We start from the raw sequence: 23,518 nt of genomic DNA, 5'->3' as shown, positions 1-23,518 counted from the left end.
AGCGGTTTCGTCGATCGTTCCGCGCCACACGATGAGTTGAAGGAAGGCCCCGATTCCCGGGTTCAGGTTCCGGCGGCGTAGAAATCGTCGTCGAGGCGTTTTTCCAGCTCGACGAGGTCGGCCGGCAGCGGCAGGCCCATGGCGCGCATTTCCCGCAGCTTTTCGCGCAACTGTTCCTGGATTTCGTGCTGGTCTTCCGGCTGGTTGACCATCTCCTCCAGCAGCAGGCTGATCCGGGCCTTGAATTCTTCGAGCGCCATTCTTTTTCTCCTGCTCAGCCTAGGTTGGACTTGGACCAGGTGCGTTGAGATTCATGTCAGGCCGCGCCGAAAAGGGTGGTTTCCGAGAACCGGAGCGGAGCGTACTTTTCGTACGTGAGCACCGGAAGCGCAAGAAGCCACCATTTGCAGGCCGGCATCACCTGAATATCAATGCACCTAACGTAGCATGCGCGATATCAGCTGCGCGGTGTAATCCACCATCGGCACAATGCGCGCGTAGTTCAACCGTGTGGGGCCGATGACGCCGAGCGCGCCGACGACGCGGGCGTCCTTGTCGCGATAGGGGGCGACCACCAGCGACGAGCCCGACAGCGAGAACAGCTTGTTTTCCGAGCCGATGAAGATGCGCACGCCCGAGCCTTCCTCGGCGAGGTCGAGCAGCTGGATCAGCCCGTCCTGCGTCTCCATGTCCTCGAACAGATGGCGCAACAGTTCGATGTCTGCCTGGGCGGTGACGTTTTCGAGCAGATTGGCGCGGCCGCGCACGATGAGCCGCGCCGGCAGGCCGCTGTCGGCGCCGGCCCACACCGCCAGCCCCTTTTCGACCAGGTCCTGCGACAGCGTGTCGAGCGCGGCCCTGGTCTCTTCCTTGATGCGGGCGATCTCGATCCGCGCCTCGGCCAGTGTGCGGCCGCGAATATGGGCATTGAGGAAGTTCGAGGCCTCGTGCAGTTGCGAGACGGTGATGCCGGCGGGCAGTTCGACGACGCGGTTTTCGACGTCGCCATTCTGCGACACCAGCACCGCCAGCGCCTTGGTCGGCTCAAGCTGGATGAATTCGATGTGCTTCAACGCTACCTCGTTCTTGGCGGCGAGCACCAGGCCGGCGCCGCGCGACATGCCCGACAGCATCTGGCTGGCCTCGGTGAGCATGTGTTCCAGCGTCGCGCCGGAGCCCGACGCCCGCACCTGTGCCTCGATGGCGCGGCGCTCCTCGTCGGAAAGGTCGCCTAGCTCCATGAAGGCATCGACGAAGAAACGCAGGCCGGCCTGCGTCGGCAGCCGGCCGGCCGAGATGTGCGGCGCGTAGATCAGGCCGAGATGCTCGAGGTCGCTCATCACGTTGCGGATGGTCGCCGGCGACAGCGAGGACGGCAGGATGCGCGACAGGCTGCGCGAACCGACCGGTTCACCATCCTTGAGGTAGGAATCGACGATGCGCCGGAAGATGTCGCGGGAACGCATGTCGAGCGACTGAAGCGCGGGCGACTGCGAACTCGGATCGACTGCCTTGGTCATACGGCCAAAAACCTCCGGCCCAAGGATATAGACTTCACTACGGCCCGCGCAACCCGGTGTCTGTGCCAGATCACCCGGTGTCTTTGTGAGATCACCCGGTGTCTGTGTTAGATCGCCCGGCCATTTTCCTTTGCGCCACACGCTCCATGTGGTTACAAGCCGGCCAAGATTCCGAAAAATGACAAGAAAGCAGCCAGAATGCGCCCCTCCAAACGTCAATTCGACGAAATGCGTGCCATCTCCTTCGAGCGTGGCGTCTCCAAGCATGCCGAAGGCTCATGCCTGGTGAAGTTCGGCGACACGCATGTCCTGTGCACGGCCAGCCTTGAGGAAAAAGTGCCGGGCTGGATGCGCAATTCCGGCAAAGGCTGGGTGACGGCGGAATACGGCATGCTGCCGCGCTCGACCGGCGAGCGCATGCGCCGCGAGGCTTCGGCCGGCAAGCAGGGCGGCCGCACGCTGGAAATCCAGCGGCTGATCGGTCGCTCCTTGCGCGCCGTGGTCGACCTGCAGGCGCTGGGCGAGCAGCAGATCACCGTCGACTGCGACGTCATCCAGGCCGATGGCGGCACCCGCACCGCCTCGATCACCGGCGGCTGGGTGGCGCTGTATGACTGCCTGCGCTGGATGGAAGCGCGCCAGATGGCCAGCGTCGCCAAGGTGCTGAAAGACCACGTCGCGGCGATCTCCTGCGGCATCCATGACGGCCAGCCGGTCATCGATCTCGATTATGTCGAGGATTCCGCGGCCGGCACCGACGCCAACTTCGTCATGACCGGCAAGGGCGGCATCGTCGAAATCCAGGGCACCGCCGAGGGCGAGCCTTTTTCGGAAGAGCAGTTCGCGGAATTGATGGGCCTGGCCAAGAAAGGCATCCAGAGGCTGGTGAGCTTGCAGCAGATGGCTGTGGCTTGACGGTTTTCTGGTGATCCCCTCCGCCATCCTGGAATCGGCCCTCTACGTCACCGATCTGGCGGCGGCGGAAGAATTCTATGTCGGCATCCTCGGCCTCGACCTGCTCGGCAAGGTTGACGGCCGGCACCTCTTCTTCCGCTGCGGGCCGGGCGTGCTGCTCGTCTTCAACGCCGAGGCGACGAAAGTACCGCCGGCGCCCGACGCCAGGCTGCCGGTGCCGCCGCACGGCGCTGTCGGCGAGGGCCATCTCTGCTTTGCGGCCAGCGCCGACGAAATCGCCGGCTGGAAAGCGCATCTCGAAGCGAAGAAGATCGCTATCGAAAGCGAATTCGAGTGGCCGCAGGGCGGCCGTTCGATCTATATACGCGACCCCTCGGGCAATTCGATCGAATTCGCCGAGCCACGAATCTGGGGCCTTTGATGCATTCTCTTGATGGCAAGAAGATCGTCGTCGCCAGCCACAATGAAGGCAAGCTGCGTGAATTCGCCGACCTGATGGGGCCGTTCGGCTTCGAAGCGAAATCGGCCAAGGCGTATGACCTGCCGGAGCCGGATGAGACCGGCACCACCTTCGAGGAGAACGCCTACATCAAGGCGCTCGCCGCCAGCAAGGCGACCGGCCTGCCGGCGCTGTCGGACGATTCCGGCCTGTGCGTCGACGCGCTTGATGGCGCGCCCGGCGTCTACACCGCCAACTGGGCCGAAACCCCTGAGGGGACGCGCGACTTCGGCATGGCCATGCAGCGCACCGAAGTGGCGCTGCAGGAAGTCGGCGCCGCCTTGCCACAACAGCGCAAGGGCCGCTTCGTCGCCGTCATCTGCCTGGCGTTTCCTGACGGCGAGGCGGAATATTATCGCGGCGAGGCCGAAGGCACGCTGGTCTGGCCGCCGCGCGGCGAGCTCGGCTTCGGCTATGATCCGGTGTTTTTGCCCGATGGCTTCGAAAAAACCTTCGGCGAGATGAGCGCCGAGGAAAAGCATGGCTGGAAGCCCGGCCAGCCGACGGCGCTGTCGCACCGCGCCCGTGCCTTCCAGAAATTCGCCAAGGCGAGATTGGGCTCGACATGAGCATGCTGCTCGACCGGACGCCTGGCTTCGGCGTCTATGTCCATTGGCCGTTCTGCGCGGCCAAGTGCCCCTATTGCGACTTCAACAGCCATGTCCGCCACCAGCCGGTCGACCAGGATCGTTTCGCCAGCGCCTTCGAGGCGGAGCTTGCAACGATGCGCGAGCGCACCGGACCGCGCGAGGTGACCAGCATTTTTCTCGGCGGCGGCACGCCGTCGCTGATGAAGCCGGAAACGGTGGCCAGGGTTCTGGACGCGGTGGCGAAGAACTGGATGGTGCCTGACGGCATAGAGGTGACGCTGGAGGCCAATCCGTCCTCGGTCGAGGCCGAACGCTTTCGCGGCTACCGGGCAGCCGGCGTCAATCGCGTGTCGCTCGGCGTGCAGGCGCTGAACGACAAGGATTTGCGCTTCCTCGGCCGGCTGCACAACGTTGAAGAGGCACTGCACGCCATCGGGCTGGCGCGGGAAATATTCCCAAGGCTCTCCTTTGATCTCATCTACGCCCGGCCAGGCCAGACGCCGGAGGCTTGGGCATCGGAGCTGGAACAGGCGATCGGCCATGCGGCCGACCATCTGTCGCTCTATCAGCTGACCATCGAGGAAGGCACGCCCTTCCATGCGCTGCATGCGGCGAAGAAATTCATCATTCCCGACAATGACCACGCCGCCGACCTCTATGCGCTGACGCAAGAGATCACATCGGCGCATGGTCTGCCGGCCTATGAGATTTCCAACCACGCAAGGCCGGGCGCCGAGAGCCGGCACAATCTGACCTACTGGCGATATGGCGAATATGTCGGCGTCGGCCCCGGCGCGCATGGCCGCTTCGTCGAGAATGGCCGTCGCACGGTGACGATCGCCGAGCGGATGCCGGAAACCTGGGCCAACCTGGTCGAGGCCAAGGGTCATGGCGTCACCGGCGGCGAAATCCTGACGCGCTCGGAAGAGGCTGACGAGTTCCTGCTGATGGGCCTGCGGCTGGCCGAAGGCATCGACCTCTCCCGTTACGAAGCGTTCTCCGGGCGCGGTCTGTCGAGCGCACGGCTGTCGATGCTGCAGGGCGAGGGTCTGGTAGCGCCGATCGGCAATACCCGGCTGCGCGCCACGCCCGCCGGCATGATCGTGCTCGACGCCGTGGTGGCCGATCTGGCGCGGTAGCAAAGCGGACCTTGCTGCTCCAAGACGCCTCCCTGCTTTCGTCATCCACGGGCGGAGCGACGCGAAGCGGAGCGCAGACCCGAGGATCCATGCCGCGACGGCTGCCGAGGGGAGTCACGGTCCAGAATGTGCATGCCTGCTCTGCCACTTGTCCCGTTCAAACAATTGATTTCGTTGCCGGCGCACCTTCTCTACCCAAGCCTTCCAAATTCTGCACCGCAGCGAAATTCAGAAGTCACGGAATGGATCCTCGGGTCTTCGCGACGTCACTTCGCTCCTGCTCCGCCCGTGGATGACGAAGGTGGGAATGCCGCGCCCGATCTCCAAACTTGAGGATTGCACTTCTGAAGGCACGCGTTTCACGGTATCTCGGTTGAGACGCCATCCACGAAGGCTACCCGCATGAACCTGACCGTCTCCTCCTGGCAATTCTGGGCACTGCTGTCGGCTGCATTCGCGGCGTTGACGGCGATTTTCGCCAAGGTCGGCATCGAGAACATCAATTCCGATTTCGCCACATTCATCCGCACGGTCATCATCCTGATCGTGCTTGGTGCGATCCTGCTTGCCAGCGGCCAGTTCCAGTCGCCGGCTACGATCACGGGAAAGACCTGGGCTTTCCTCGGCCTGTCCGGCCTGGCCACCGGCGCCTCATGGCTCTGCTATTTTCGCGCCCTGAAGATCGGCAATGCGGCGCAGGTGGCGCCGATCGACAAGCTAAGCGTCGTGCTTGTGGCGGTGTTTGGCGCGGTCTTTCTCGGCGAGCGGCTCACCGGCGCGAACTGGCTTGGCGTCGCTCTTATCGCGGCGGGCGCGGTGCTGGTCGCCTATCGGGGGTAGCGGCACGGCATTGCCAGCGCTTTTTGTTTCAAGACGGGTGATGAAGATATCGAAGCGATTGGGCATCGTCCGGTCAGTGCTCCGTCGTGCTGTCGGGTTTGTTGTCGGAAAGCCTGACATTCGTAGGCAAGGCGGCCTGCTTGGTCAGGCTGGCGTCGGTCTTGGCAGGCAAGCGCTTGTCCCTGCGTACGGCAACGCGGTTGCGGTCGGCATAATAGGGCTCGAAAGCGTCCTGTATCTTCAGGCTATCCATCCTGTCCTCCTCGGGAATCAGGGGGTAAATCTGCCGTAGCCGGTTTCGTTCCCTACTGTGGCAAAGGAATGGCGGGGGAGACGTAACGTCAGCTTTTGCAAGCCGACGTCAGCCGTGCCAAACAGGTTCTGAATGGAGAAGGCATCAGTGACCGGCGAGACGGGCAAGCGCAGCTATGTGGTCGGTCAGACCGAGATCGCGGCCCGGCCGCTCGAGCCGGCGCTCTATCTGGTGGCGACGCCGATCGGCAATCTGGCCGACATCACGCTGCGCGCGCTGGAGACGCTGGCCGCCGCCGACATCGTCGCTTGCGAGGACACGCGGGTGTCGCGCGTGCTGCTCGACCGCTACGGCATCCGTCGCCGCACCACGGCCTATCACGAGCACAATGCCGGCGAGGCCGGGCCGAAGCTGATCGCGGCGCTCCAGGCCGGACAGAGCGTGGCGCTGATCTCCGATGCCGGCACGCCGCTGGTCTCCGATCCCGGCTACCGGCTGGTCGGCGAGGCGCTCGACCACGGCATTCGCGTCGTACCCATCCCCGGCCCGTCGGCGCCGCTCGCCGCGCTGACGGCATCCGGCCTGCCCTCCGATGCCTTCATGTTCGCCGGATTTTTGCCGGTGAAGGTCGGACAGCGGCTGACGCGGCTGGAGGCACTGAAGGCCGTGCCGGCGACATTGATCTTCTTCGAATCGCCGCGCCGGCTGGCCGACTCGCTTGTCGCCATGGTCGAAGCGCTGGGCGGCGAGCGAAAAGCGGCGATCGGCAGGGAACTGACCAAAACCTTCGAAGAGATGCGCACCGGCACGCTGCAGGCGCTGGCCGACCACTATGCAGCGGCCGATACGCCGAAGGGCGAGATCGTCGTCTGCATCGGTCCGGCCGAGGCCAAGGCCGACGAGCCTGAAGACATCGACCGCCTGCTGCTGTCGCTTGCCGCCGAGATGCCGGCCTCCAAGGCGGCGGCGGAAGCCGCGAAGATGACCGGCGGCCAGAAACAGGCGCTCTATCGGCGGCTGCTCGAACTCAGGGATGCTTCCGGAGAGGGCGGTGGCTGAGCGCCCGAGCGCCAGCCGCCAGAAAGCCTACCGGCGCGGCCATCGCGGCGAATGGCTGGCGGCGGCAGCGTTGATGCTGAAGGGCTACCGGATTCTGGCGCGTCGCCATCGCACGCGCTTCGGCGAGATCGACCTGATCGCGCGGCGCGGCGACCTTGTGCTGTTCGTCGAGGTCAAGGCGCGCCGCACGCTGATGGAAGCCATGCAGGCCATCGGCCACGAATCGGAACGCCGCATCGAGGCCGCCGCCGACATCTGGCTGTCGCGCCAGTCGGATTACGGCAAACTGTCGATGCGCTTCGACATGGTCGCGGTGCTGCCCTGGCGCTGGCCGGTGCATGTCGAGAACGCGTTTTATGGAAGGAATTAGAGGGGAGGAGCCCTCTCTTCGTCATCCTAGGGCGAAGCAGTCGCGAAGACCCGAGGATCCATGCCGCGACCTATAGGCGTTGCTGCGGTGCAGAACTCGGCAATCCATTCTCGACCGCCGCGCTCTTCGGTCGACGTCACGGCATGGATCCTCGGGTCTGCGCTGCGTCGCTGCGCTCCTTGCTCCGCCCGTGGATGACGAAGTCGCGGAGGTCGCGGACCACTCCTCACCCCCAGATCATCAAGCCAACCAGTCCGACACCACCCACCACCAGCCGCCACCAGCCGAACAGCGAGTAGCCGTTGCGCGAGACGTAATCGAGCAGGAAGCGCACGACGATGAGCGCTGTGACGAAGGCGGCGACGAAGCCGACGGCGATGATCGGCAGGTCGGCGCTGCTCAGAACATTGCGGTTCTTGAACAGGTCGAAGGCGAAGGCGCCGACCATGGTCGGGATCGCAAGGAAGAAAGAAAATTCCGCCGCCGCCCGCTTGTCGACGCCCAAAAGCAGCGCGCCGACGATCGTCGAACCCGAACGCGACGTGCCGGGAATGAGCGACAGGCACTGGAAAAGCCCGATCTGCAGGTAAAGCCGGGTCGGAAACCGCTCGACGTCGCGGTAGACCGGCTTCAGGTTCATGCGGTCCACCGCCAGCAGCACGACGCCGCCGATGATCAGCATGATGCAGATCAGCCTTGGCGATTCGAACAGCACCGTCTTGATGAAATCGTGCGCCAGCGCGCCGATGATCGCCGCCGGCAGGAAAGCGATCAGGATGCCGATGGCGAAATGCCGGGTCAGCCGGTCATGCGGCAGGTCGAGCAGCATTTGCCACAGCCGGCGGAAATAGACGCTGAGGATCGCCAGGATCGCACCGAGCTGGATCAGGATCTCGAAGGCCTTGCCGGTCGAGTGGAAGCCGAGGAAATGGCCGGCGAGCAGGATATGGCCGGTCGACGACACCGGGATGAACTCGGTCAGCCCCTCCAGCAGGCCGAGCAGCAGGGCTTCGACGATGGTCTGGCTTTCCATGGCTACCTCGGCATTGGCGTGACGGCTGACAGAACGGCTTGCTTGTCATGGCGTGCAAGTCCCCCTATAGGTCGCAACACCCTGACGGCCCGCTAACCGGGCGGCCAAGACTTACCGGTGCGCCCTGCGATTCGCCAGTGCGCTTTATCATCGCGGAACCATGCTGACGCTTTTCCACCATCCCATGTTCGCCACCTGTCGCTTCGTCCGCCTCGCTTTCGGCGAGTATGGCGAGGAGCTGGCCTTGATCGAGGAAAAGCCGTGGACCCGGCGCAAGGAGTTCCTGGCGCTGAACCCGGCCGGTACGCTGCCGATCCTGCTGGCCGAAGGCGATGTGCCGATCGTCGGGGCGACCGTCATCGCCGAATATCTCGATGAAACGCGCGGCGTCCTGAAGCGCGACAAGCGGCTGTTCGCCGAGGATCCGATGCAGCGCGCAGAAATCCGCCGGCTGATCGACTGGTACCTCAACAAGGCCGAAAGCGAAGTCACCCGCCATCTGGTGCGCGAGCGCGTGCTGAAGCCGGTCATGCCGGAAACGGCGGGCGGCGGCTCGCCTGATTCAGGCGCTATCCGCGCGGCGCGCGCCAACATCCGCCAGCATATGAAATACACCAATTGGCTGGCCGGCACCCGCCATTGGCTGGCCGGCTCGAGGGTCACCTATGCCGATCTCGCGGCCGCGGCGACGCTGTCGGTGCTCGATTATCTCGGCGAGATCGATTGGCGCGAACACGCCGCGGCGCGCGAATGGTACACGCGGGTCAAGTCGCGGCCCTCCTTCCGGCCGCTTTTGACCGACCGCGTGCGCGGCCTCTCGCCGGTGTCGCATTATGCGGACCTCGACTTCTGACGCCGCAAAACTGCGCGCGTTGATCGACGCGGAGGCGCATCGCGCCGGCTTCGATGCCGTCGCCGTCACCACCCCCGATGCAATCCCGCTGGCGCCGGCGCGGCTGGCCGAATTCGTCGCCGACGGCTTCCACGGCTCGATGGGCTGGATCGCCGAGACGCTGCAACGCCGTGCCGAACCGACGGCACTATGGCCGCAGGTGCGCTCGATCATCGTGCTGGCGATGAACTACGGCCCCGACCATGATCCGCGCGGCGTGTTGGCCAAGCGCGACCGTGGCGCCATCTCGGTCTATGCGCAAAACCGCGACTATCACGAGGTGATGAAGGGCCGGCTGAAAGAGATCGCCGGCAAGCTCGTGGCGCGCGCCGGTGGCGACGTGAAGGTGTTCGTCGACACCGCGCCGGTCATGGAAAAGCCGCTGGCGGAGGCCGCCGGGCTTGGCTGGCAAGGCAAGCACACCAACCTGGTCAGCCGTGAACACGGCTCCTGGCTGTTCCTCGGCACCATCTTCACCACGGCCGAGCTTGCGCCCGATCGCGCCGAGATCGACCATTGCGGCTCCTGCCGCGCCTGCCTCGACGCGTGCCCGACCGATGCCTTCCCGGCACCCTACCGGCTCGATGCGCGGCGCTGCATCTCCTACCTCACCATAGAGAACAAGGGGCCGATTCCGCATGAATTCCGCGAAAAGATCGGCAACCGCATCTATGGCTGCGACGACTGCCTCGCCGCCTGCCCCTGGAACAAGTTCGCGCGAGCCGCGTCCGAGGCCAAGCTTGCCGCGCGCGACGAATTGCGCGAGCCGCCGCTCGCCGACCTGCTGCAACTGGACGACGCGGCCTTCCGAAGCTTCTTCTCGGGTTCGCCGATAAAACGCATCGGCCGCGACCGGTTTGTCCGCAACGTGCTGATCGCCGCCGGCAATTCCGGCGATGCCTCGCTTGCCGGCGCCGTGCGTGCCTTGCTGGACGACGCCTCGCCGCTGGTGCGGGGCGCGGCAATATGGGCGCTGGCGCGGCTTGTGCCGGATGCCGAATATTCCGAACGGGCCGCTGTCGGCCTGAAAACCGAGAGCGATGAAGCCGTGCGCGACGAATGGCGTCTGGCGCGGTCAACCAGGGCGCATGCATGAGCGAAAAACAGATCCTCATCTTCGGCGCCGGCTATTCCGGCAAGGCTTTTGCCCGCGCCGGCAAAGGTGCCGTCCACATCCTTGGCACGACGCGCTCCGCGGACAAATTCGCGACGCTGCGGCAGGCCAGCATCGCTCCACTGCTGTTCGATGGCGCGCTGACCGAGGAAATCGGCGATGCGCTGAAAAAGACGACGCATCTGCTGATTTCGGTTGCCCCGGAAGAGGCCGGCGATCCCGTTTTGAAGGCCGCGCGAGCGGCCATCGCTCAAATGCCGGTGCTGGAATGGATCGGCTATCTCTCCACCGTCGGCGTCTACGGCAATTATGACGGCGCATGGGTCGATGAAACGGCGCAATGCCGCCCGGTGTCGAAGCGCTCGGCGATGCGCGTGGCGGCCGAGCAGGACTGGCTGCAATTGGGCACGGATATCGGCCGGCCAGTGGCGATCCTGCGGCTTTCCGGCATTTACGGGCCGGGCCGCAACGCCTTGGTCAATCTGGAAAACGGCACCGCAAGGCGGCTGGTCAAGCCGGACCAGGTGTTCAACCGGATCCATTGCGACGATATTGCCGGCGCGCTGTGGCAGCTCATCGACAGCAATACAGGCGGAATCTTCAACGTCACCGATGATCTGCCGGCGCCGCCGCAGGATGTCGTCGCCTATGCCGCTTCATTGATGGGTATCGAACCGCCGCCCGAAATTCCCTTCGACGCCGCCCAACTTTCGCCCATGGCGCGGTCCTTCTATGGCGAGAACAAGCGTGTCGGCAATGCGGCGATCAAGGCGGCGGGCTATTCCCTGCGCTTTCCGGATTACCGCGCCGCCTTCGACCATATGTGGGCAAGCGGCGACTGGCGCGACGGTGCAGCGCGCAGCCCGATGAAGCGCTGAAGATCGAAGCGTCGTGCTTTGCGTGCTATGATTCGGCCTGGTGGGGATCCGGTTTCATGAAAACAGCGATACGGCCACTTCTCGGCAAAAAATTCCGGCTGGCGGCAGCTCTCGGCCTGTTCGTCCTTGCCGGTCTAGCTGTACAACCGGCTGCGGCCGAGGAACGGGCAAAGGACCTGTTCGGCGCCAAGAAACTGCCGGCCGCGACCGCCGCGCAGTCGATCGGCTTTTATTCGAAGGGCTGTTTTGCCGGCGGCGTTGCCATTCCCATGGATGGTCCGACCTGGGAGGTGATGCGGCCATCGCGCAACCGCCGCTGGGGCCATCCGGCGATGATCGCGGTGATCGAGAAATTGTCGCGCGATGCAGCAGTCGATGGTTGGCCAGGCTTGCTGATCGGCGACATTTCGCAGCCGCGCGGCGGACCGATGATGACGGGCCATGCTTCGCACCAGATCGGGCTCGACGCCGACATCTGGCTGACGCCTATGCCCAGCCGCCCGCTGTCGATGGCGCAGCGTGAGACCAAGAGCGCCACCTTGATGGTCGACGAGAAGACCCATCTGGTGAAGGACGCGCTGTGGACGCCGGCGCATACCCGGCTTCTGAAGCGGGCGGCGAGCTACAGCCAAGTCGAGCGCATCCTGGTCAATCCGGGCATCAAGAAAAAGCTCTGCGACACCGTCAAGGGCGACCGCACCTGGCTGCGCAAGGTCAGGCCGTTCTGGGGCCACGACTATCATTTCCACATGCGCATCGGCTGTCAGCCGGGTTCGCCCGGCTGCAAGGCGCAGGAAGCAACGCCGGACGATGATGGCTGCGGCAAGCCGCTGGCCTGGTGGTTTACCGAGGAGCCGTGGCGGCCCAACAAGAACCCGGATGCGCCCAAAGCGCGCGACGTGATGACGATGGCGAACCTGCCCAGCGAATGCCGCGCCGTGCTCGACGCGCCGGGGCCGGCCTCCGCCGAGGCCGCGACCTATCATGGCGGCGGCGTGCCGGTTGCGGTTGCCGCGCCCGAACCCGAAGCGCCGTCGCTACCCGCCACGGCGGCCGCGACTGGATTGCCAAGCGCGGTGAACGCCTTCACCGCGACCCCCGAAATCGGCGTCCCGCTGCCGCGGCCACGGCCGCCGGGGAACTGACAGTCGCGGCGCCCATCGGCGACTCAATCGGTTTAGCGTGCCGTTTTTGTGAATAGTGGCCATTTGGCCGCAGAAGCTGTGTCTGCACGCCGCCGGGGTCGAAAACCGTTTCCCTTTTCAAACTCATGCGCTAGTCAACGGGAGAACGGTCGATGCCGTCGGGGCGCCGGAGACGGACGAGAGCATGCCAGGCACAGGTGACGACGATACTTTGTTGCGGTTTCCGATCCTGATCGGCGACATCGGCGGCACCAATGCGCGCTTTTCGATCGTGCTCGACGCCAATTCCGAGGCCGGCGAGCCGACCATCGTCCAGACCGCCAATTACAACACCATCGACGAGGCGATCCAGGCGGCCGTGCTCGACCGCTCATCGGTGCGCCCCAATTCGGCGGTGCTGGCGGTGGCCGGCCCGGTCGACGGCGACGAGATCGAGCTCACCAACTGCCCTTGGATCGTCAAGCCGAGAAAAATGTTCGCCAGCCTTGGCTTGAGCGACATCGTCGTGCTCAACGATTTCGAGGCGCAGGCGCTCGCCGTCGTCGCGCTCGGCGAGGAGCACATGGAAAAGATCGGCGGCGGCACGCCGGAGCCCAATGCCGGGCGCGTCGTACTGGGTCCGGGAACCGGGCTCGGCGTCGCCGGGCTGGTCTATGCGCTTCGCCACTGGATACCAGTGCCCGGCGAGGGCGGCCATATGGACATCGGCCCGCGCACACCGCGCGATTTCGAGGTTTTCCCGCATATCGAGAAGCTCGAAGGCCGCATTTCGGGCGAGCAGATCCTGTGCGGACGCGGTCTGGTCAATGTCTACCGGGCGGTGGCCAAGGCGGACGGCAAGCCGTCGCCCTTCACCACGCCGGCGGAAGTCACTGCCGCCGCGCTTGCGAAAACCGATCTCGTTGCGGAAGAAGCGCTGGAGACCTTCGTCACCTGCCTCGGGCGCACCGCCGGCGACCTCGCTTTGGTGTTCATGAGCCGTGGCGGCGTCTTCCTCACCGGCGGCATCGCGCAAAAGATCGTGCCGGCGCTGAAAGCCGGCAATTTCCGCGCCGCCTTCGAGGACAAGGCGCCGCACAGCGCGCTGATGCGCACCATGCCGGTCTATGTCATCACCCACCCGCTGGCGGCCCTTCTGGGCCTTGCCGCCTATGCCCGTAACCCCTCGCTGTTCGGCGTCCAGACTTCCGGCCGCCGCTGGCGCGACGAAGTTAGTCACGCCAAGGCATAGGCAAGCCGGCTCCTTGGCGCTAAGAGGGGTGCCGAATTGCCCGGCCGCGGGAAGCGGAAACCTACGAAGCGCTCCGATTTGACATTTCAGCCCCCCAATCCGTCGAAACCCCGTGCGGGCGAGATCGTGGCGGTCATCCGCCGCATTCTCCAGGAAAACGGCCGCGAGTATCGGGGCGCGTATATTTTCACGATCCTCTGCCTGCTGACCGTGTCGGCGACGACGGCGCTTGCCGCCTGGATCATGAGTCCGGTCGTCAACCAGATCTTCTATGAACGGCGCGGCGACCTGATCCCATGGATCTGCGCCGCACTGCTGGGCGCTTTCATCCTGCGCGGCCTTGCCGGCTACGGCCAGGCGGTGACGATGGCCAGGATCGGCAACAATCTGGTGGCGCGCTACCAGCAGCGCATCTTCAACCATCTGATGAAGCTCGGCGTCTCCTTCTTCAATGACACAAGGTCCGGGCGGCTGGCGGCGCAGGTCAACGAGAACGTCAATGGCATTCGCGACCTTCTGTCGATGACGGTGACCTCGACGGCGCGCGACGCCGTTTCGCTGGTCGGCCTGGTGGGCGTCATGATCTACCAGGATCCGGTCCTTTCGCTGAGCTCACTGCTCATCGGACCGCCGCTGATCTGGACCGTCACCTACCTGATGCGCCGGGTGCGGCGCATCACGCGCGAATCGGTGCAGATCAACTCGCGGCTGATCGGCGCCATGCAGGAGGCGACGCAAGGCATCGCCATCGTCAAGGCCTTCACCATGGAGGATGAGCTGTCGCGCCGCATCAGCAAGCTCGCCGAGGATGCGGAACAGCGGTCGAACAAGATCGCCCGCGTCTCGGAACGGCTGACGCCGGTTTCCGAACTGCTGGCCGGCATCGCCTTTGCCAGCGTCATCGCCTATTCCGGCTACCGGGCCACCGTTCTCGGCCAGCCGCCGGGCGCGGTGTTTTCCTTCATCACAGCACTGACGCTCGCCTATGATCCGGCCCGCCGGCTGGCGCGCATGCAGGTCGGCATGGAGCGCGCGCTGGTCAATGCGCGCATGATCTACGAGCTTCTCGACATCGAGCCGCAGCAGAGCGACGCTGCTGGTGCCGCCGAGGCGAAATTCACCTCCGGCGAAGTGCGCTTCAACAATGTCTCCTTCCACTATGTCGAGGAGGCGCCGGTTCTGCACGATCTGAGCTTCGTCGCGGCCGCCGGCAAGGTGACGGCGATCGTCGGCGCTTCGGGCGCCGGCAAGACGACGCTGGTGGCGCTGCTGCAGCGCTTCTACGACGTCGAGGCGGGCACGATCGAGATCGACGGCCAGGACATTTCCAAGGTCACCAAACAATCGCTGCGCGGCTCCATCGCCTATGTCTCGCAGCAGCCCTATCTGTTCGAAGGCACCATCCGTGACAACATCCGCTACGGCCGGCTGGGCGCCACCGATGCCGAGATCGAACAGGCTGCAAGGCAGGCCGCGGCCGACGATTTCATCCGCCAGCAGCCGCAGGGCTATGACACGCCGGTCGGCGAGAACGGTGTGACGCTTTCGGGCGGCCAGCGCCAGCGCGTATCGATCGCGCGCGCCATCGTGCGCCAGGCACCGATCCTGTTGCTCGACGAAGCGACATCGGCGCTCGACAACGAGGCCGAGGCCCGCGTCCAGCAGGCGCTGACCCAGGTCATGGAAGGCCGCACCACCATCGTCATCGCGCACCGGCTGTCGACGGTGGTCAACGCCGACCACATCATCGTCATGGAACAGGGCCGGCTGGTCGAAGAGGGCACGCATGCCTCGCTGATGGCCGATCCGCACAGCGTCTATGCCCGCTTCCACCGCATCCAGGGCATCAAGGGCCTGGGGCTTGTCGACGACAGCGCGCCGATCCAGACTTCGGCCCAAGGCCCAATTCGCAACACCGAGACGCAGAGCATCGCCGGGAGCACGACATGAGCGAGACGCCCGCAACCAACAAGCCAGCAAGGGATATGGGCCTGGTGGTGGTGGGCGCGGCCGGCCGCATGGGCCAGACGCTGATCCGGGCGATCCACACCATCCCCGGCGCGCGTGTCATCGGCGCGGTCGAGCGGGTGGGGTCGCCCTATCTGGGCAAGGACGCAGGCGAGCTCGCCGGCGTCGGCCGCATCGATGTGGCGATCGGTGACGATCCGTTGCCGGTCTTCGCCAAGGCAGACGGCGTGCTCGATTTCACCACGCCTGCCTCATCAGTCGAATTCGCCGGCTACGCGGCGCAGGCGCGCATCGTCCACATCATCGGCACGACCGGCTGCACGGCCGACGACAATGCCAGGATCGCGGCGGCGGCGCGCCACGCGACGATCGTCAAGTCGGGCAATATGAGCCTCGGCGTCAATCTTTTGGCGGTGCTGGTCGAACAGGCGGCGCGCGCACTCGATGCCGACGATTTCGACATCGAGATCCTCGAGATGCACCACAGGCACAAGGTCGACGCGCCGTCCGGCACCGCTTTGCTGCTCGGCGAGGCCGCCGCCGCCGGGCGCGGTATCGCGCTGGCCGGCAATGATGTGCGGGTCCGCGACGGTCACACCGGCGTGCGCAAGACGGGCTCGATCGGCTTTGCCACGCTGCGCGGTGGCTCGGTGGTCGGCGATCACAGCGTGCTGCTGGCCGGGACCGGCGAGCGCATTACGCTGTCGCACCACGCCGAGGACCGCGCCATCTTCGCTCGCGGCGCCGTCAAGGCCGCCTTGTGGGCGCGCGGCAAGAAGCCAGGACTGTATTCGATGCGGGACGTGCTCGGCCTCAGCTGAGCGGCCAAACTGCCAACTTTGAATGGAGCAAATATGTCGAGAACCCTCGTGCTCGTGCGCCACGGCCAGAGCGAATGGAATTTGAAGAACCTGTTCACCGGCTGGCGTGACGTCGACTTGACCGAGCAGGGCCACGCCGAGGCTAAGGCCGCCGGGCAAAAACTCAAGGCACGTGGCCTGAAGTTCGACATCGCCTTCACCTCGGCGCTGGTCCGGGCGCAGAAGACCTGCCAGCACATTCTCGATGCGGTCGGCCAGAGCGATCTGAAGACCATCCGCGATCAGGCGCTGAACGAGCGCGACTATGGCGACCTCTCCGGCCTCAACAAGGACGATGCCCGCAAGAAGTGGGGCGAGGAGCAGGTGCATGTCTGGCGCCGCTCCTATGACGTGCCGCCGCCCGCCGGCGAAAGCCTGAAGGACACCGGCGCCCGCGTCTGGCCCTATTACCTGCACGATCTGCAGCCGCACGTGCTGCGCGGCGGCACCGTGCTGGTCGCCGCCCACGGCAACTCGCTGCGCGCGCTGATCATGGCGCTGGACGGCAAGTCGGGCGAGGAGATCGTCAAGCTGGAACTCGGCACCGGCGTGCCGGTCATCTACGAGCTGAACGCCGATTCGACCGTGGCTTCCAAGGAAGTGCTGGACGACTGACGGTCCTTGAGCCGGTAAGCGGCAAACGGCTTTGAAAAAAGCGCGTTGACACACATCGCTTGCCCGCTTACATGAGCCCGCACCAGCCCAGATGGCGGAATTGGTAGACGCGCACGGTTCAGGTCCGTGTTCCGCAAGGAGTGGAGGTTCGAGTCCTCTTCTGGGCACCAAATTACTGTTTCGAACCATTCGATGGTTCAGAAACTCTAAGAAAAAGCCCGGTTCGTCCGGGCTTTTTTGTTACCAACGGTCAGTGACGTTCGAGGCCGTGGGTTCTTATCCTGCTTGCCAGCCGCGTGAGCGAAGATCCAGCTAAAACATGCGCTTTGATGGAGGCAGGCTGAAGAACAAACCGGCCTAGTATCAAAGATACTGGCCGAGATACCTCTATTGCACAGTTGCATACCTCCACCGGCCGATTTCTTTTGCTGATTCGCAATGTATGTTGCACGGCAAACGAATATTGCATCCATGGATGGGGTGGGAAAGAGTGGTTTTCGCATCCGCATCGGTTGGTTATCATCGTTTCGGCCTCGGGCCGCGATCCCGCGATTTGTCTCTATTGGGTGAAGATCCACGCAGTGTTCTTCTAAATGAGCTGGATGAGCCGGACATTGCCCTCCTTACTGGCGGAGATCTCCTGTCCGCAGCCGAGATCATCACGGAACGACATCGCCAGGATCAGCTTCCGCGCGGCTATCTCGCGGCGGCGATCCGCCGCCTTACCTTCTTCGTGCCGATTGATCGGCGGGTGTTCGATGCGGAAGTGCGGGCCAGGATAGACCGCGCCTTGATCGTCAGGACAGGGCTCGTCGAGCGGCTCGTGACGTTCTGGATGAACCATTTCGTGGTCGAGACCAGTGCCAATGGCACTGTCCGGCGCACCGCTGCGGCATTCGAGCGGGAAGCCATCCGGCCTTTCGTACTCGGGCGGTTCGAAGACATGCTTGTCGCCGTAACCCGGCATCCGGCAATGCTTTCCTATTTCAACAGCGCAAATTCGGTCGGACCGAATTCGGTGATCGGGCGCCGGTCCAGGCGCGGGTGCAATGAAAACCACGCGCGCGAGCTGCTGGAATTGCACACGGTCGGGGTCGAGGCGGGCTATTCGCAGGCAGATGTCACCGCGCTGTCGAAAGTGTTGACCGGCTGGAGTTACCGTGGCGCTAGCGAGGACGATGAGCATGCCGATGACTACGGCTGCTTTTGCTTCACCGCGGATGCGCACGAGCCTGGCAGCCAGATGGTCATGGATGTCGACTATCCGCAAACCGGCGTGGATCAGGGCGAGGCGGTTCTGTCCACTCTGGCGGTCCATGAAGCAACGGCAAGGCGAATCGCCTGGAAGCTCGTCCGGCACTTCATCAGCGATCATCCCGCGCCCGACATTGCCGAAGGAATCGCAGCAATCTTCCTGGAGAGTGCCGGGGATCTCAAAGCGTGCGTACGAATGCTGCTTCTCCACGACAAGGCGTGGGGTCCGGCGGTGAAGATCAAGAGCCCCAGCGAATTCCTGTGGTCGGCTCTCAGGACACTGGATCTCCGCATTGATGTCGCGCAGGTCGCACGCGTTCTGAGTGCCCTTGGGCAGCCATTGTGGAATCCGAACGCCCCCAATGGTTTTCCTGATCATGCCGATAGCTGGCTGGCCGGCAATGCGATGACCGATCGCCTCGATTTCGCCGAAGAGCTGGCGGGGCGCGTCCGTGTCGACCTGGATCCGCTGGCCCTCATCGATGCGGTGCTGGGCACGAGTTGTTCCGCAACCACGCGGGAACATATTGCCCACGCCCGAAGCAGGTCCCAGGCGCTGGCTTTGTTGCTCATGAGCCCGGAGTTCCAACGAAGATGACTCCTATGCGTGTCTCAAGGGGCAGTTTCGTCGCCTGGTCGAGAATGCCACGTATGGCCCACGCAGCGCCGCGCGATCCACGGATGGTGGTCGTGATCCTGCGCGGAGCGTTGGACGGTCTGGCCGTTGTGCCACCCATCGGGGACCCGAATTACGCGCGGTTGCGGGGCGAGCTTGCGATTGGCGTGGCCGGCATCGGCCGTATCCTATCATTGGACGGGTTTTTCGGCTTGCACGATGCGATGCGGACATTGCACGCGCACTACGTGGCCGGCGACACCCTGATCGTCCATGCCGCCGCCACGCCTTACAGGGATCGATCCCATTTCGACGGCCAGGATGTCCTGGAAAGCGGCATGCCTGGACCGAGAGATACCGCATCCGGCTGGCTCAATCGCGCGGTGTTGGAACTTCCGGTCGGAGACGAGATCGAGGTCGCCCGGCCGGTGGGGCTGGCCGTCAGCCCCACTGTTCCGCTGATTTTCCGCGGTGCCGCACCCACATTGACATGGACGCCGCCAAATTTCCGGTCAGCCTCCCCGGACACGCAAGATCGGCTCATGGGACTCTATGGCGAAATCGATCCGGCGCTCTTGCGTGCCTTCGTCGAAGGCTGCGAGATAGACAGTCTGTCAGGTCATGGCGACGATCCGGTGCCGCACACCAAGATGGCAGGGCCTTCCTTTCGCGAGGCTGCGGACGGCGCCGCGAAATTGCTTGCGGCCGAGTCCGGCCCGCGCATTGCCGCACTCAGTTTTGACGGCTGGGACACGCACGCGAAAGAGGGCGCCAAAGACGGGAAGCTGGCAAGGCTGCTGGCGGCCCTGGATGGCGCTTTGGAGGGTTTGGTCAGCGGCCTGAAGTCCGTCTGGCACGATACCGTGATCGTGGTCATCACCGAGTTCGGGCGCACGGCGCGGATCAACGGCAATGAGGGGACCGATCATGGTACCGCCACGACGGCCTTCCTGATGGGTGGTGCCGTCAGGGGCGGACGAGTGGTGGCGGACTGGCCGGGACTTGGAACCCCCCAATTGTATCAAGGCCGGGACCTAATGCCGACCACCGATCTTCGGGCGGTGCTGAAGGGCCTTTTGCGCGACCATCTCGGCATCTCGGAGCTCGCCTTGTCGCAGCGTGTATTCCCGTCCAGCATCGCCGTCAGGCCTTTGAACGGGCTGATTGGGTAGCGCGCTCATTGCCGTGGCGTGTTGAACATCCGCGGCGCTGATAGCTGTCATAAACGAGACCTTTTGATTCGGCGCAACCGCGCGACACGCTCGACGGCCGTCTGTTGGCATCTCGTGCCGCCAGCCTCGCTTCCCGGCTAGGCATCAAACAAAGCGCTTCAAACTCCGCGGCCGCTTCGCTACGCTCAAAACCATGTCTCAACCCACCAACCCGATCTTCGGCGCCCGTCGCGATCAGGCCTTCCCGACGCTGGCCGAGACGGACATCGATCGTATGCGCCGGTTCGGCGAGGCCCGCGCCTATGTGGCCGGCGAGAACATCGTCACGGCTGGCGATGTGGCGCCCGGTCTGATCGTCGTGCTGTCGGGCAAGGTCGACATCACCCAGGATGGTGGGCTCGGCCGGCGCGAAACGATCGTCACGCACGGTCCGGGCAGTTTTGTCGGCGAACTGGCGCAGCTTTCGGCCCGTCCCTCTCTGGTGAATGCGCAGGCCGCCGAACCGGTCGAGGCGTTCGTCATCCCCTCGCGGAGGCTGCGCGACCTGATGGTGCAGGAGGCCAATCTCGGCGAGCGCATCATGCGGGCGCTGATCCTGCGCCGTGTCGGGCTGCTGGAAAGCGCCACCGGCGGGCCGATCATCATCGGACCCATAAACAATGCCGACGTGTTGCGGCTGCAGGGTTTTCTGGCCCGCAGCGGCCAGCCGCACCGCGTGCTTGATTCCGATAGCGATCCTTGCGCCAAAACCCTGGTCGAGCGCTTCGACGTCGATCTTCACCATCTGCCGATCGTGCTGTGTCCGAACGGCAGGCTGCTGATGAACCCCGGCGAAAAGGACCTCGCCCGCTGCATCGGCCTGCTGCGGCCGATCGATGCTTCCAGGCTGTACGACGTCGCCATTGTCGGCGCCGGACCGGCTGGGCTGGCGGCCGCCGTCTATGCGGCCTCCGAAGGCCTGTCGACGATCGTGCTCGATTGCCGTGCCTTCGGCGGACAGGCCGGCGCCTCCTCGCGCATCGAGAACTATCTCGGTTTCCCCACCGGCATTTCCGGCATGGCGCTGATGGCGCGCGCCTACAACCAGGCGCAGAAATTCGGCGTCGAAATGGTGATCCCGGACGAGGCGAAGCTTTTGAGTGCCGCGACCGACGGCGCCCGTTACAGGCTCGATGTCGGCGACGGCGAGACGGTGCGGACGCGCAGCGTGGTGATCGCCAGCGGCGCGCGCTATCGCCGCCTCGACATTGCCAATCTGGCGCAGTTCGAGGGAACGTCCGTGCATTATTGGGCGTCGCCCATCGAAGGCCGGCTTTGCGCGGGCCAGGAAGTGGCGCTCGTCGGCGCCGGCAATTCGGCCGGGCAGGCGGCCGTCTATCTGGCCAGCCATGCTCGCAAAGTGGCGCTGCTGGCGCGCGGCGGCAGCCTCGATGCCAGCATGTCGCGCTATCTGGTCGAGCGCATCAGGGCGCAACCGAACATCGAGGTGCTGACCGGGACCGAAATCGTGGCCCTGGAAGGCGACGGGGGTAATCTTGGCACGGTGCGCTGGCGCAACCGGGCCAGCGGCGCGGAGACGACGCGCCCGATCCGCCATCTCTTCCTGTTCATTGGCGCCGACCCGAACACCGATTGGCTGGCGAACTGCGATGTGGCGCTGGACGCCAAGGGTTTCGTGCGCACCGGATCGGACCTGGGATCGGCGCAGATGGAGACGAGCCGCAGCGGTGTGTTCGCCATCGGCGACGTCCGCGCCGGCTCGGTCAAGCGCGTCGCGGCGGCTGTCGGCGAAGGCGCCCAGGTGGTCGCGGCATTGCATGCATATCTCGCGCGAGGCAACGCCGACGCACCTCAAACGGCAGGGAGACCATGATGGATGAATGCAGACATACGCGCGACATCAGGAAGGTGACGCCGAGCGCGCTCGGCTGCGAGGAATGCCTGAAGAGCGGGTCGCAATGGGTGCATCTGCGGCTGTGCCGCACCTGCGGCCATGTCGGCTGCTGCGACGACTCACCCAACCGCCACGCCACCAAGCACTTTCACGCCACCAGGCATCCGATCATCGAGGGCTACGATCCGCCGGAAGGCTGGGCATGGTGCTATGTCGACGAGGTGTTTGTCGACCTCGGCGACGACGTGACCCCACAGAACGGCCCGATCCCGCGCTTTTATTGAGGTGCGCCCGAGAGACCCGAAAAAAGCCCGGTTCGCCCGGGCTTTTCTTTGTCCAGGCATAATCGCCGCTCGATGCCCGGCTGTCAGCGAACTGACAGCTTACCCGTTCCAGTGTCTGCCAGCTCTCGATCACCAGAGTCCGACAAAGCTTTGACATGATCGCAGCTAGTTTAGAAATATTCAAAACTGGAAGGCTCGCATGCACCCCACCTATACAACCACGCAAAAGGCCATTCACTGGGCGGTGTTTCTGCTGGTCATCGGCCTTTATGGCTTGACCTATGTGGAGGAGCTTTTTCCGCGCGGCGATCCCGGTCGCGCGCTCGTCTGGTGGTTTCATATTTCGTTCGGGCTGCTGCTGTTTGCGCTGGTCGTCATCCGCGTCGGCCTGCGCCTGACGCTGGGAACGCCGGGGCTGCCGACGGAAATGTCGGAGCTTGAACGATGGGCGGCAAAGATCGCTCATCTGCTGCTTTATGCACTGCTCGTGGCCATTCCAGTTCTCGGCATCCTGCTGACCTGGTACAGGGGCGACGCCCTGAGTTTCTTTGGCCTCTTCACCATCCCGGCTCCGGTTTCGCCCGACCGCGATACGGCCCGGTTCATCAGGGAACTGCACAGCCTCTGCGCCAACTCGATCCTCATCCTCGCCGGAGTGCACGCGGCCGCGGCGCTGTGGCACCATTTCATCCGCAAGGACGACGTGCTCAAGCGAATGCTGCCGGAAAGCACGGGCTCTTAGTCGGGAAAGTGTGAGACTGTTTCCTGAGAAAGCGTATAGCGCTTTCCCTTGGCAATTGCGTGAACAGAGAGAGACACCCCAGGCGCTTCGTCGATCAGTCTTGCCGTGCTGGCGCCGGGGTGGGCTCAGGGTTGTCCACGCTGTTCTCGTTGATCTGGAAGGCCTTTCCTTCGACCTTCTTTTTCTTCAGGTCGTCGCCGGTCTGTTGCTGCGGCGAACGTTTCGGATTTTGCTCGGTGTTCTCATTCACGTCGAGGGCTCTGGTCATCATGTCCTCCATGTCTGGAAACACAATGTTCGACGGTGCATGGGGTTCCGGCAAAAGAAAACGCTCTCCCCGAGAGGGGTAACGCCGACCGATGCCGCTTATCGCACGGAGCCTGTGACGGTCGGGTCGATCGTGCTGGGAACGGATTTGCGTTCGTTGCCGGCAAGGGCCGCTATGATCAGCAGACTGGCAACCACCGGGACAAACAGGATGGCAACGCGGGCTTGCACGTAAAAGATGGCGCGCCATTCATTGCGCTTGTCGGGGCTGTTGCTCATCACACTCACTTTGTCAGGCCCCCCGGCCGTGACATAGCCGCGAACGGTTAAGCAACCCCTTCCGATAGTGTTAACCGGGCGGAATTGAG

26 protein-coding genes and 1 tRNA gene are annotated in these 23,518 nt (G+C 64.3%); 21 read left to right on the top strand and 6 right to left on the bottom strand.

All coding sequences use genetic code 11. The features are described from left to right. Window positions 1-62: 62 nt before the first annotated feature. Both ACZ89F_RS32125 and hrcA read right to left on the bottom strand, forming a co-directional pair. A complete protein-coding gene (locus tag ACZ89F_RS32125; RefSeq protein ID WP_013528634.1) occupies window positions 63-260 on the bottom strand; it encodes a hypothetical protein in 198 nt (65 codons plus the stop codon). Window positions 261-437: 177 nt separating this feature from the next. Beyond that, complete coding sequence (hrcA, locus tag ACZ89F_RS32120; RefSeq protein WP_476096171.1) at window positions 438-1,520, bottom strand: heat-inducible transcriptional repressor HrcA; 1,083 nt, start codon at window positions 1,518-1,520, stop codon at window positions 438-440. 198 nt (window positions 1,521-1,718) lie between these two features. Here hrcA and rph point away from each other — a divergent pair, with 198 nt between their 5' ends. The 5 genes from rph to ACZ89F_RS32095 all read left to right on the top strand — a co-directional run bounded on the left by rph (window position 1,719) and on the right by ACZ89F_RS32095 (window position 5,503). Continuing rightward, window positions 1,719-2,435, top strand: coding sequence for a ribonuclease PH (gene rph / locus ACZ89F_RS32115; protein ID WP_476096170.1), 717 nt, complete (start codon window positions 1,719-1,721; stop codon window positions 2,433-2,435). A 10-nt stretch (window positions 2,436-2,445) separates the two neighbouring features. Next, the gene (locus tag ACZ89F_RS32110; RefSeq protein WP_476096169.1) at window positions 2,446-2,856 is read left to right on the top strand and encodes a VOC family protein; all 411 of its coding nucleotides are present in this window, start codon (window positions 2,446-2,448) and stop codon (window positions 2,854-2,856) included. Further along, window positions 2,856-3,503, top strand: coding sequence for an RdgB/HAM1 family non-canonical purine NTP pyrophosphatase (rdgB, locus tag ACZ89F_RS32105; RefSeq protein WP_476096168.1), 648 nt, complete (start codon window positions 2,856-2,858; stop codon window positions 3,501-3,503). Before ACZ89F_RS32110 ends, rdgB begins: the two co-directional genes overlap by 1 nt. Further along, window positions 3,500-4,663 (top strand): radical SAM family heme chaperone HemW, encoded by a 1,164-nt coding sequence (hemW, locus tag ACZ89F_RS32100; RefSeq protein WP_476096167.1) that lies wholly within the window; start codon window positions 3,500-3,502, stop codon window positions 4,661-4,663. Before rdgB ends, hemW begins: the two co-directional genes overlap by 4 nt. 402 nt (window positions 4,664-5,065) lie before the next feature. Then, complete coding sequence (locus ACZ89F_RS32095; RefSeq protein ID WP_476096166.1) at window positions 5,066-5,503, top strand: EamA family transporter; 438 nt, start codon at window positions 5,066-5,068, stop codon at window positions 5,501-5,503. 73 nt (window positions 5,504-5,576) lie between these two features. Here ACZ89F_RS32095 and ACZ89F_RS32090 read toward each other — a convergent pair whose 3' ends face one another. After that, window positions 5,577-5,756 carry a hypothetical protein gene (locus ACZ89F_RS32090; RefSeq protein WP_476096165.1) on the bottom strand — a complete coding sequence of 60 codons (180 nt, stop codon included), beginning with the start codon at window positions 5,754-5,756 and terminating at the stop codon, window positions 5,577-5,579. Between the two features lie 147 nt (window positions 5,757-5,903). Between ACZ89F_RS32090 and rsmI the strand changes: the two genes are divergently transcribed. Further along, on the top strand, window positions 5,904-6,815 hold the full coding sequence (gene rsmI, locus ACZ89F_RS32085) for a 16S rRNA (cytidine(1402)-2'-O)-methyltransferase (RefSeq protein WP_476096164.1): 912 nt from the start codon (window positions 5,904-5,906) through the stop codon (window positions 6,813-6,815). Further along, window positions 6,808-7,185: a YraN family protein gene (locus ACZ89F_RS32080; protein ID WP_476096163.1), complete on the top strand. Its 378-nt coding sequence runs from the start codon at window positions 6,808-6,810 to the stop codon at window positions 7,183-7,185. The genes rsmI and ACZ89F_RS32080 overlap by 8 nt, the downstream gene beginning before the upstream one ends. 226 nt (window positions 7,186-7,411) lie before the next feature. Here the strand turns inward: ACZ89F_RS32080 and ACZ89F_RS32075 are convergent, their stop codons facing one another. Continuing rightward, the gene (locus tag ACZ89F_RS32075) at window positions 7,412-8,218 is read right to left on the bottom strand and encodes an undecaprenyl-diphosphate phosphatase (protein WP_476096162.1); all 807 of its coding nucleotides are present in this window, start codon (window positions 8,216-8,218) and stop codon (window positions 7,412-7,414) included. Window positions 8,219-8,378: 160 nt separating this feature from the next. Between ACZ89F_RS32075 and ACZ89F_RS32070 the strand changes: the two genes are divergently transcribed. The 14 genes from ACZ89F_RS32070 (at window position 8,379) to ACZ89F_RS32005 (ending at window position 22,883) form a co-directional block, all read left to right on the top strand. After that, window positions 8,379-9,071 (top strand): glutathione S-transferase family protein, encoded by a 693-nt coding sequence (locus tag ACZ89F_RS32070; RefSeq protein ID WP_111545347.1) that lies wholly within the window; start codon window positions 8,379-8,381, stop codon window positions 9,069-9,071. Beyond that, window positions 9,052-10,206: a tRNA epoxyqueuosine(34) reductase QueG gene (gene queG / locus ACZ89F_RS32065; RefSeq protein ID WP_476096161.1), complete on the top strand. Its 1,155-nt coding sequence runs from the start codon at window positions 9,052-9,054 to the stop codon at window positions 10,204-10,206. Before ACZ89F_RS32070 ends, queG begins: the two co-directional genes overlap by 20 nt. Continuing rightward, entirely contained in the window at window positions 10,203-11,102 is a 900-nt protein-coding gene (locus tag ACZ89F_RS32060; protein WP_476096160.1) for an SDR family oxidoreductase, read from the top strand. The genes queG and ACZ89F_RS32060 overlap by 4 nt, the downstream gene beginning before the upstream one ends. 56 nt (window positions 11,103-11,158) lie before the next feature. Then, window positions 11,159-12,247, top strand: a complete 1,089-nt coding sequence (mepA, locus tag ACZ89F_RS32055; protein ID WP_476096159.1) for a penicillin-insensitive murein endopeptidase — start codon at window positions 11,159-11,161, stop codon at window positions 12,245-12,247. Between the two features lie 184 nt (window positions 12,248-12,431). After that, entirely contained in the window at window positions 12,432-13,478 is a 1,047-nt protein-coding gene (locus ACZ89F_RS32050; RefSeq protein WP_476096158.1) for a glucokinase, read from the top strand. 78 nt (window positions 13,479-13,556) lie between these two features. After that, on the top strand, window positions 13,557-15,428 hold the full coding sequence (locus ACZ89F_RS32045; RefSeq protein ID WP_476096157.1) for an ABC transporter ATP-binding protein: 1,872 nt from the start codon (window positions 13,557-13,559) through the stop codon (window positions 15,426-15,428). Then, entirely contained in the window at window positions 15,425-16,267 is an 843-nt protein-coding gene (gene dapB, locus ACZ89F_RS32040; protein WP_476096156.1) for a 4-hydroxy-tetrahydrodipicolinate reductase, read from the top strand. The genes ACZ89F_RS32045 and dapB overlap by 4 nt, the downstream gene beginning before the upstream one ends. 33 nt (window positions 16,268-16,300) lie before the next feature. Further along, a complete protein-coding gene (locus tag ACZ89F_RS32035; RefSeq protein ID WP_476096155.1) occupies window positions 16,301-16,921 on the top strand; it encodes a 2,3-bisphosphoglycerate-dependent phosphoglycerate mutase in 621 nt (206 codons plus the stop codon). A gap of 85 nt (window positions 16,922-17,006) precedes the next feature. Continuing rightward, window positions 17,007-17,091: transfer RNA gene (locus ACZ89F_RS32030), tRNA-Leu, on the top strand. A gap of 320 nt (window positions 17,092-17,411) precedes the next feature. Beyond that, window positions 17,412-18,773: a DUF1800 domain-containing protein gene (locus ACZ89F_RS32025; RefSeq protein WP_476096154.1), complete on the top strand. Its 1,362-nt coding sequence runs from the start codon at window positions 17,412-17,414 to the stop codon at window positions 18,771-18,773. Window positions 18,774-18,817: 44 nt separating this feature from the next. Beyond that, window positions 18,818-19,963: a DUF1501 domain-containing protein gene (locus tag ACZ89F_RS32020; protein ID WP_476097444.1), complete on the top strand. Its 1,146-nt coding sequence runs from the start codon at window positions 18,818-18,820 to the stop codon at window positions 19,961-19,963. Window positions 19,964-20,156: 193 nt separating this feature from the next. Continuing rightward, window positions 20,157-21,836 carry an FAD-dependent oxidoreductase gene (locus tag ACZ89F_RS32015; RefSeq protein ID WP_476096153.1) on the top strand — a complete coding sequence of 560 codons (1,680 nt, stop codon included), beginning with the start codon at window positions 20,157-20,159 and terminating at the stop codon, window positions 21,834-21,836. Further along, window positions 21,833-22,141, top strand: coding sequence for a UBP-type zinc finger domain-containing protein (locus ACZ89F_RS32010; protein WP_476096152.1), 309 nt, complete (start codon window positions 21,833-21,835; stop codon window positions 22,139-22,141). Before ACZ89F_RS32015 ends, ACZ89F_RS32010 begins: the two co-directional genes overlap by 4 nt. Window positions 22,142-22,340: 199 nt before the next feature. Continuing rightward, entirely contained in the window at window positions 22,341-22,883 is a 543-nt protein-coding gene (locus ACZ89F_RS32005) for a cytochrome b (protein WP_476096151.1), read from the top strand. Window positions 22,884-22,977: 94 nt separating this feature from the next. Here ACZ89F_RS32005 and ACZ89F_RS32000 read toward each other — a convergent pair whose 3' ends face one another. Beyond that, window positions 22,978-23,151: a hypothetical protein gene (locus ACZ89F_RS32000; protein ID WP_476096150.1), complete on the bottom strand. Its 174-nt coding sequence runs from the start codon at window positions 23,149-23,151 to the stop codon at window positions 22,978-22,980. Window positions 23,152-23,249: 98 nt separating this feature from the next. Next, a complete protein-coding gene (locus ACZ89F_RS31995) occupies window positions 23,250-23,429 on the bottom strand; it encodes a hypothetical protein (protein WP_164548818.1) in 180 nt (59 codons plus the stop codon). Window positions 23,430-23,518: the final 89 nt, after the last annotated feature.

Source organism: Mesorhizobium sp. USDA 3734, from assembly GCF_056279665.1.
This window is presented reverse-complemented; position numbering and strand designations above follow the sequence as displayed.

Bases quoted from the DNA above. Each gene is read 5' to 3' on its own strand.
- ACZ89F_RS32125 (WP_013528634.1), bottom strand. From the start codon at position 260: ATGGCGCTCGAAGAATTCAAGGCCCGGATCAGCCTGCTGCTGGAGGAG.
- hrcA (WP_476096171.1), bottom strand. From the start codon at position 1,520: ATGACCAAGGCAGTCGATCCGAGTTCGCAGTCGCCCGCGCTTCAGTCG.
- rph (WP_476096170.1), top strand. From the start codon at position 1,719: ATGCGCCCCTCCAAACGTCAATTCGACGAAATGCGTGCCATCTCCTTC.
- rdgB (WP_476096168.1), top strand. From the start codon at position 2,856: ATGCATTCTCTTGATGGCAAGAAGATCGTCGTCGCCAGCCACAATGAA.
- hemW (WP_476096167.1), top strand. From the start codon at position 3,500: ATGAGCATGCTGCTCGACCGGACGCCTGGCTTCGGCGTCTATGTCCAT.
- ACZ89F_RS32095 (WP_476096166.1), top strand. From the start codon at position 5,066: ATGAACCTGACCGTCTCCTCCTGGCAATTCTGGGCACTGCTGTCGGCT.
- ACZ89F_RS32090 (WP_476096165.1), bottom strand. From the start codon at position 5,756: ATGGATAGCCTGAAGATACAGGACGCTTTCGAGCCCTATTATGCCGAC.
- ACZ89F_RS32075 (WP_476096162.1), bottom strand. From the start codon at position 8,218: ATGGAAAGCCAGACCATCGTCGAAGCCCTGCTGCTCGGCCTGCTGGAG.
- ACZ89F_RS32070 (WP_111545347.1), top strand. From the start codon at position 8,379: ATGCTGACGCTTTTCCACCATCCCATGTTCGCCACCTGTCGCTTCGTC.
- queG (WP_476096161.1), top strand. From the start codon at position 9,052: ATGCGGACCTCGACTTCTGACGCCGCAAAACTGCGCGCGTTGATCGAC.
- ACZ89F_RS32060 (WP_476096160.1), top strand. From the start codon at position 10,203: ATGAGCGAAAAACAGATCCTCATCTTCGGCGCCGGCTATTCCGGCAAG.
- mepA (WP_476096159.1), top strand. From the start codon at position 11,159: ATGAAAACAGCGATACGGCCACTTCTCGGCAAAAAATTCCGGCTGGCG.
- ACZ89F_RS32050 (WP_476096158.1), top strand. From the start codon at position 12,432: ATGCCAGGCACAGGTGACGACGATACTTTGTTGCGGTTTCCGATCCTG.
- dapB (WP_476096156.1), top strand. From the start codon at position 15,425: ATGAGCGAGACGCCCGCAACCAACAAGCCAGCAAGGGATATGGGCCTG.
- ACZ89F_RS32035 (WP_476096155.1), top strand. From the start codon at position 16,301: ATGTCGAGAACCCTCGTGCTCGTGCGCCACGGCCAGAGCGAATGGAAT.
- ACZ89F_RS32020 (WP_476097444.1), top strand. From the start codon at position 18,818: ATGCCACGTATGGCCCACGCAGCGCCGCGCGATCCACGGATGGTGGTC.
- ACZ89F_RS32015 (WP_476096153.1), top strand. From the start codon at position 20,157: ATGTCTCAACCCACCAACCCGATCTTCGGCGCCCGTCGCGATCAGGCC.
- ACZ89F_RS32010 (WP_476096152.1), top strand. From the start codon at position 21,833: ATGATGGATGAATGCAGACATACGCGCGACATCAGGAAGGTGACGCCG.
- ACZ89F_RS32005 (WP_476096151.1), top strand. From the start codon at position 22,341: ATGCACCCCACCTATACAACCACGCAAAAGGCCATTCACTGGGCGGTG.
- ACZ89F_RS32000 (WP_476096150.1), bottom strand. From the start codon at position 23,151: ATGACCAGAGCCCTCGACGTGAATGAGAACACCGAGCAAAATCCGAAA.
- ACZ89F_RS31995 (WP_164548818.1), bottom strand. From the start codon at position 23,429: ATGAGCAACAGCCCCGACAAGCGCAATGAATGGCGCGCCATCTTTTAC.